The sequence below is a fragment of the Elizabethkingia argenteiflava genome (genome assembly GCF_009904105.1).
In the GTDB taxonomy this organism is placed as follows: Bacteria; Bacteroidota; Bacteroidia; order Flavobacteriales; family Weeksellaceae; genus Elizabethkingia; species Elizabethkingia argenteiflava.
Map to the genome: position 1 here is coordinate 1 of NZ_JAAABJ010000523.1, position 7,713 is coordinate 7,713.

Annotated in this window: 9 protein-coding genes; 6 read left to right on the forward strand and 3 right to left on the reverse strand. The window is 34.8% G+C overall.

The window, feature by feature from the left end:
- Positions 1-381: 381 nt before the first annotated feature.
- Positions 382-1,734: a TolC family protein gene (locus GNY06_RS08385; RefSeq protein ID WP_166519663.1), complete on the forward strand. Its 1,353-nt coding sequence runs from the start codon at positions 382-384 to the stop codon at positions 1,732-1,734.
- A 227-nt stretch (positions 1,735-1,961) separates the two neighbouring features.
- Here the strand turns inward: GNY06_RS08385 and GNY06_RS08390 are convergent, their stop codons facing one another.
- Entirely contained in the window at positions 1,962-2,555 is a 594-nt protein-coding gene (locus tag GNY06_RS08390; RefSeq protein WP_166519664.1) for an HD domain-containing protein, read from the reverse strand.
- 188 nt (positions 2,556-2,743) lie between these two features.
- Between GNY06_RS08390 and GNY06_RS08395 the strand changes: the two genes are divergently transcribed.
- From GNY06_RS08395 to GNY06_RS08415, 5 genes are all read left to right on the forward strand, one after another.
- Positions 2,744-3,070, forward strand: a complete 327-nt coding sequence (locus GNY06_RS08395) for a PadR family transcriptional regulator (protein ID WP_166519665.1) — start codon at positions 2,744-2,746, stop codon at positions 3,068-3,070.
- Positions 3,071-3,074: 4 nt separating this feature from the next.
- Complete coding sequence (locus GNY06_RS08400) at positions 3,075-4,595, forward strand: PspC domain-containing protein (RefSeq protein WP_166519666.1); 1,521 nt, start codon at positions 3,075-3,077, stop codon at positions 4,593-4,595.
- Between the two features lie 231 nt (positions 4,596-4,826).
- Positions 4,827-5,393 (forward strand): 1-acyl-sn-glycerol-3-phosphate acyltransferase, encoded by a 567-nt coding sequence (locus tag GNY06_RS08405; protein ID WP_166519667.1) that lies wholly within the window; start codon positions 4,827-4,829, stop codon positions 5,391-5,393.
- Positions 5,394-5,395: 2 nt separating this feature from the next.
- Entirely contained in the window at positions 5,396-5,812 is a 417-nt protein-coding gene (locus GNY06_RS08410; protein ID WP_166519668.1) for a PaaI family thioesterase, read from the forward strand.
- Between the two features lies 1 nt (position 5,813).
- Positions 5,814-6,818, forward strand: coding sequence for a chorismate-binding protein (locus GNY06_RS08415; RefSeq protein WP_166519669.1), 1,005 nt, complete (start codon positions 5,814-5,816; stop codon positions 6,816-6,818).
- On the opposite strand, the gene GNY06_RS08420 is transcribed toward GNY06_RS08415, so the two are convergent.
- On the reverse strand, positions 6,780-6,977 hold the full coding sequence (locus GNY06_RS08420; protein WP_166519670.1) for a hypothetical protein: 198 nt from the start codon (positions 6,975-6,977) through the stop codon (positions 6,780-6,782). The genes GNY06_RS08415 and GNY06_RS08420 overlap by 39 nt on opposite strands.
- An 18-nt stretch (positions 6,978-6,995) precedes the next feature.
- The gene (locus tag GNY06_RS08425) at positions 6,996-7,592 is read right to left on the reverse strand and encodes a MarC family protein (protein WP_166519671.1); all 597 of its coding nucleotides are present in this window, start codon (positions 7,590-7,592) and stop codon (positions 6,996-6,998) included.
- Between the last annotated feature and the right edge of the window lie 121 nt (positions 7,593-7,713).

Below are 7,713 nucleotides of genomic sequence, written 5' to 3' on the forward strand. Positions count from 1 at the left end.
ATCTGGTAATACAGAATATCAGTAAAAAATGGACAATGCCTATACATAACTGGGGTATCGCATTATCACAACTTTATGTTAAATTTGGAGAGAGAATTCTCAAGGAAAAAAACAGCTTTTGAGGAGTATTAATTTAGAACCTGACACAGTTCGGGTGACACTCCCTGTCTAGAAGTGTTGTCTCTTTCCTTGCGTAACTCATTATTTTTAATTTTCTAAGTAGGTCTCAATGTTTTCTTAATTTCAGATTATACTTTTGATTTAGCATTCGATATTTTTTGCACAGGGTGGTATTTAGAATGTAGTATTAAAAAAACAGATTATATTTTAAATTAGTAACCTATTAAATAGTATATTAGATTTGTTTTAATTATTTTGCTTGTGAAAAAACTATTAACGCTCCCCATCTTATTTTTTTTCTTTTCTGTACATGCCCAGAAGTGGTCATTAAAACAATGCATAGACTATGCATTAGAAAACAATCTAGACATTTTGCAAAACCTCTATAATAAGGATATTGAGGAAAAGAACCTTTCTATAGCTAAAAAGGAAAGATTACCCTCTGTAACCGGATCCATATCCAATAATGCCAATTTTGGTCAAAACATTTCATCAATTGGACTTATTAACAGAACAGACAATTTTAATAACTTTATCAGAATTGGTACAAACGTAACATTGTATAACCATAAAAGAATACAAAAGCAAATACAAAAATCTAATCATGATTTTTATGCCAGTCTACAAAATTTAGAATCTACAAAAAATATTATTGCTATACGAATTACTGAGCTGTATCTAAATATTTTACTGAATAAAGAGAGGGTTAAAATTTTGGAAAGTTCCGTCTTAAATGCACAGGATGCGCTCCGAAAAACAATTATTACCACTGAGGTAGGCACCTCACCTCTTACTGCAAAATACCAAGCTGAGGCTGAGCTATCAAAACAAGAACAAGAACTACAAAACGCAAGAATTCAGGTAGAAAGTGCTATTTTCAATCTTTTACAATCGCTTCAGCTAACAGATAAATACAATTACACCAATTTCGATATTGAGAACTATGCTATTGAGACGAGTGCACTGAGCCCCTATTTAGAAGATTTTAACGGAGATATCAATAAGCTACCACAGGTAAAGTCTGCTGAATATAAATTACACTCTTCTGAGGCTAAAATTGAGATTGAAAAAACCAATTATTATCCTAGGATATCTCTTAATGCAGGCGTTGGTATCAATTACTATCAACCTCTTATTAAAACCTATACTCCTGGAGTAAATGAAAAAGGACAAATAATCCAGAGAGAAGTTAAATACCCCACTTTATTTCAACAGTATAAAAATAATTTTTCTCAACAGATTTCTATTGCTATTGAAGTTCCTATTTTTAATAAAGGAATAACAACACTTAATATTGAAAAAGCAAGATTGGATAAAAAACTTTCTGAAGTGCTTCTAAAACAGAAGAAACAAGACGTTTCAGCAGAGATCCAGAAAGTACTTTTTAATATAAAAACAAATTATCAAAAATATATAGCTGCCGTCAAATTAGAAAAAAGTTCTAAAATAGCACTGGATTTTGCTCAAAAAAGCTACGCTGCCGGAAGAACCTCTATATACGATCTATCAACAGCAAACAAGAATTTTGCAGACGCTAAGGGAAGCCTAGTGCAAACAAAGTATAATTATCTTTTTTATATTAAAATTTTAAGCATCTATGGCAAATATCAATAATAGAATAAGCTCTATTTATTGTTACTTCTATCTGCTAGGCTTACAAGTATACTTTATCCCCTTCATCAGACCTAAAATAAGCGTGATCTTCTCTTAATGTAATTTACTATCCTATCGCTTTTTACTAAAGATATAGCACTATTTTCTGCTTTAAAAAAGGATTTAAATCAATTTCATTTTTATTCGTCTTGAACAACTTCAAAATAACAATAGATCAAATTATTGATCTACTCTTTTAAGAGTTTTCCCTCATCAATACTTTTCTGCAATAAACTATCGAAAGCTTCACCCATTTCGTCTGAGGCTCTTTTTATAGCAATCTCCAGCATTTTTCTAACCTGTCTTACACTAACTTTAGCCTCTGTCCAACTCTTCCCGGAAGTATGTGAATTGAGGATAAAAGGCATCATTCTATCTATGGCGCATGCAAAAATCGATTCAGGGGTTTTTTCTTCTTCAAATTCTATCCACAAATTGTAAAACTCAGAGCGCAAAGGTTCATCTAGGATTGCGAAAATCTTCTGGGCGGCCACCTTTTCCCTCTCAAATTTTCCTTTCATCAATTTTTCATCGAACAGAAAAGTGTCACCCGCATCAATCTCTACCAGGTCATGAATGGATAGCATTCTGATTACTTTAAGCAAATCGATTTGATCTTTATCTTCCGCGTATGGATAAAGAAGCTGTGCCAAAATCACAATTTGCCAACTATGCTCAGCGGTATTCTCTCTTCGGCTATCATCGGCATTATAATTTCTTCTTTGCACATTTTTCAACGCATCTACAGCGAGTATAAAGTCTATTTCTCTCTCTAATTTCATACTCTCAAAGTTAATAAATAAGTTAAACTAAAGAGTCGTTTTTATTTTTAAGCTAAGGATCACTTACTGGATTAACCCCCCATTTAGACTATTATATATAAAAAAATAAATTAACACTACATTGTATTGCATAATACCTTTTAATTTATGTATCTTTACCACTTATAATCCACTAAACGAATCGCCCTATGAATACAGAAAATATAAAAGCCCAGATGAGGAAAGGCATTTTGGAATTCTGTATTTTAAGTATGATTAATACAAAGGAAATGTATGTCTCAGATCTTATTCAAGAATTAAAAAATGGAAAACTAGACGTTGTAGAAGGAACGTTATATCCATTGCTCACCCGATTGAAAAACAGTGGATTTCTATCCTACCGTTGGGAGGAGTCCTCCAGTGGACCTCCACGAAAATACTATCATATTACAGATAAAGGCCAACTCTTTCTAGCTGAATTACAAAATACATGGAAAGAACTAACCCGTTCTGTCACCCAAATAACAAAAAGCTAAAAGTATGAATAAAACCCTATCAATTGGACTGGCTGGGTTCTCTTTTATCATTGAAGAACACGCTTATATAAAACTTAATGATTACCTTTCTGCCCTCCAACGGTCTATGGAACCGGACGAAACGCAAGAAATCATGCAAGATATCGAGACGCGTATTGTAGAGATCTTTAAAGACAGACTAGGCAAAAGGGAAGTGGTGACTGATCAAGATGTAGAAGTGGTAATTGCTCTTATAGGTACCCCCGAACAGATCGACGAACAAGAACAAGAATATACCTCTAAGGAAAAAATAAACCCTTCTGCTTTGAGTTCGAGAAGACAACTCTTCCGTGATCCGGAAACCAAAAAGATAGGAGGGGTTTCTGGTGGCCTTGCAAGTTATCTTGGCGTAGACATTGTATGGATACGCTTATTATTTGTAGCCTTATTTTTTCTGAGAGGCTTTGGTTTACTGGCTTACATTATCCTATGGATTGTGGTTCCTATAGCGAAAACGACTAGCGAATTATTAAAAATGAAGGGCAAGCCTCTTAATTTTGATAATTTAAAAGGACAAAGCTCCAAAACAAGCCAGACGGTTCAATATTCTTCCGGAAATACAAATAAAATCACCTCTAAACAGCTAGAAAAAGCCGCTAAAATTGTACTGAAGTTGATAGCTTCTGTGCTGGGATTATGTACCACTGTGCTCGCTGTATTCTTTTTCCTAGGAAGCCTTGCTGTACTTTCGGGAGGGTTCTCCTTTGGTTCGGGTGCTGTAGATATACCTAAAAATATAAACTTTTATTTCACCGACAGAATGATAGGTAGTAGCATTATATTCGTTGGTTTTTTAAGCTTATTTATTCCCGCCATCATCCTTACCCTTGTTTCTCTCAAGTTATTTAGCCTGAATTTAAAAATTAAACATACGAACTATCTCATCGGTATGCTCGTGGTGAGTTGGATTATTCTGCTTCTATTTGTTTCTTATTCGATCTCTAAAACAAACTTTCGCTTTAATGGATACAATCAAGAAATTGAAAATATATCCCTCAATACTAAATCGGACAGTATTATTCTAGACAGCAAAAAAGTCTTAATTCCAGAAAACTTTGAAGCTTATATTCTCGATATCTATTCTGATAGGAAGACGATTTTTAAGAAAGACTACCCGCATATAGAAATAGAAAAAACAAGAATCAAAAACCCATATCTCATCATTGAAAAATCTGCAAACGGGTACAACAAACCCTTGCAAATGAATGTACCTGTAGAGGTTTCCCAAAATAGAATAATATTTCCAAATTACTTTTCCTATAGCTACGGCAATAGATTCAGAGGCTATCGGGTAAAATATAAGTTGGTGGTTCCCGATCACGTAAAAATCACTAAATTTCCAGGAGCCCATCTAAGCATCGAGGATGAGGATAATGATTTTGATGAGGATGATAAATCCTTGAATAATTTATTAAATGAGGATGATATTGTAGAGAGCATCATCTTAAAGGATAAAGAAAAAAATGAGAATATTCATCAACCTTAAAAATTTAATGCTATTAAAGTATGATTTATATACGGAAAAAGTTTAAATTGGTGATCGCAACAATATTGTAATTCACCTCTAAAACCCAAATCCATGATTCAGTTTATTTTTGAAATCGTTCTTAAAGTAATGGACATGATCTCCTCCTTATTTTAAAAGTGAAGATTAATCTTTATATTTGTGAATCGATTACAGCAGTGATCACCGTTTTTAATTATCTATTAAGCTAAAATGAAAAAATTTATTGGGAGCTTATTCCTTAAGCTATCTGGTTGGAAGGTGATTGTAGAAGGAAACCCTAACAATCTAGACCGATGTATTTTGGTAGAAGCTCCACACACCTCTAACTGGGATTATCTCTTGGGGGTTATGACTTACTGGAAATTAGGGAGGCGTTTTAAAATTATTATTAAAGATACACACACTAAAGCCTTCTATGGAGGGATTGTAAAGTCAATCGGCGCTATGGGTATCAACCGCTCTGAAAAGAACGATCTTATTAATATTGTAGCTCAAGAGTTTGACAAGGACAACTTTAGTTTAGTGATTACGCCGGAAGGCACCCGCTCTTATGCCAGAAAGTGGAAATTAGGCTTTTACCATATGGCCCTGAAGGCTAAAATTCCCATTGTATTGGCTTCGGGAGATTATAAATATAAACAGATTAAAATTGGGTATACCATATCTTATGAGGATTTAGTATCACGCTCTTTTGAAAGCGTGATGGATGAAATCGAAAACTATTTTAAACACACACAGGCTAAATATCCTGAAAAATACAATCCTAAAATCTATTAAAATTGACAAAAGAAGAGCGCTTACAAGCCCTGAATGATTGGAGTAAAAACACATTATTACAAACTTTACATATTCACTTCACCGATGTAGGAGAGGATTTTTTGGTCGCTACCATGCCTGTAACCCCCCTCGTTCATCAACCCTTAGGCATGTTACACGGTGGCGCCAGTGCTGCACTAGCGGAAAGTCTGGGCTCTTCTCTTTCGAACATTGTAATAGACCAATCCGTAAATGCTGCAGTGGGCACCCATATTAGCTGTAATCACCTCAAATCCAAAAGATCGGGTATTCTTACGGGAAAAGCCCAACTAATTCGGAAAGGTAGAACCCAACATTTCACAGAAATAGAAATTAGAGATGAAAAGGGAGACCTCATCTGCCATGCGACGATGACAAACGTATTGATTAATGTGAGATAATATGCAAACTGTATTATTTAAATTTCCTTTTGAAGACACACTTTATACACTTGATGATAAATCTTACGATGATCAAATACTCAGATTTCATGCGTTTGATAATAGTGAGGAAGTCATATTCCAAGGTCGCATAAAAACCATTACGCCTTCAGAAATTCTAGACCTTAAGCTCACCAACAAAAATATTTCTCAAGAATACAATGGCCAGATCACCTCTAAAGAGGAGTATTTTTCTCAGCTCAAACATGCAATAGAATTTATTAAACAACATCAACTTCCTAAAGTAGTTTTATCTCGCCAAAAATGGTTGGCGATTCCCTCTCATCAGATCCTAGATATAGGTGCTAGCTTCCTGAAACTATGCGAAGACTACCCAAACGCTTTTATTCACTTTTTTGTGAATAATAACAGAGCATGGATAGGGGCTACTCCTGAACTACTTGGACAATACACTTCTTCCACTCAACTTTTCGAAACCATGAGTCTGGCGGGCACACTACCCCTTTCCGAAAAATGGTCTACAAAAGAAATTGAAGAACAAAAACCCGTCAGTGAATATATTGAATCCGTGCTTAGTCGCTTTTCAGAACATATAGAAACCAGCCCTATCTATGATCATATATCGGGAAACATTAAACACCTGCGAAATGACTTTAAAACCAACATCCCTCCAAGAGTACTTCCAAAGCTAATCCAAGCACTTCACCCCACTCCGGCCGTATGTGGCACTCCTAAGCCATTGTGTTTCGAAATTATTAAAAATACCGAAAAACACAAGCGAGATCTCTATGCTGGTTATATCCAGATAGCAAAACCTACTGGTATAAGCTACTATGTAAATCTTCGATGTGCACAACTATTCCGAAACGGTATTTTACTCTATGCCGGTGGAGGAATCACCCAGTTAAGTGAACCCGAAAAGGAATGGGTAGAAACTGAATTAAAAAGCGATGCGGTAAGGCAGCGCCTAAGCTTTCTTAATGCCAATTCTACTCCAGTAATCTAAAATAAACACTACCAGAATTCCTAATAAAGCCGCCGCTATAGAAAACCAAAACTTATTATTTTCTTCATCAAAGGCGCCCATATACCATTGAATAGCATATAGATTAATTCCTATAAAAAGGATAAAGATGACCAAAAATACTTTATAAAGCGTTTTCATAAATTTTAAATTAAAATATTAAAAATGGACATAAGTCTGTATTAACTGAGCAAAGTTAGCCGTAAATAATCTTATAGAAATAGCCAATAGGATGATGCCAAAAACTTTTTGCAGAACTTGCAACGTAGCATCTCCCAGCTTGGTTTCCAGCCAATTGGCAGACCTCAGCACCACATAAATTAAAATGGTATTAAGAATAATTCCAACAATAATATTGATATCATGAAACTCCGCTCTTAAGGATAAGGTAGTGGTTAAAGATCCGGCTCCTGCAAATAAAGGAAAGGCAATAGGCACAATAGAAGCCGAATTAATCTTCCCTGGCTTATTAATCTCAATTCCTAGAATCATCTCAACCGCAATAATAAAAATAACAAATGCTCCCGCTATAGCAAATGAATTAATATCCACTCCTATAAGTTTTAATATATTATCTCCTATAAATAGGAAAGATATCATAAGGCCTCCGGCTACCACCGTCGCTTTTTCAGCTTCGATTTCACCAAACTTCTGCTTTAAGCCCACCACAACAGGGACAGATCCAATAATATCTATCACTGCAAACAACACCATAAATGAGGTTACTACCTCTTTAATAGAAAAATTCTCAAACATACATTTAGAAATAATTAGTGTGCAAAAGTAGGAAATAAAATCATTTATTCCTCAATTTTTATATACACCTCATAAATCTGCGTAAACAACTGTTGCATAATGGATTCCTCTTGCAAAGGAG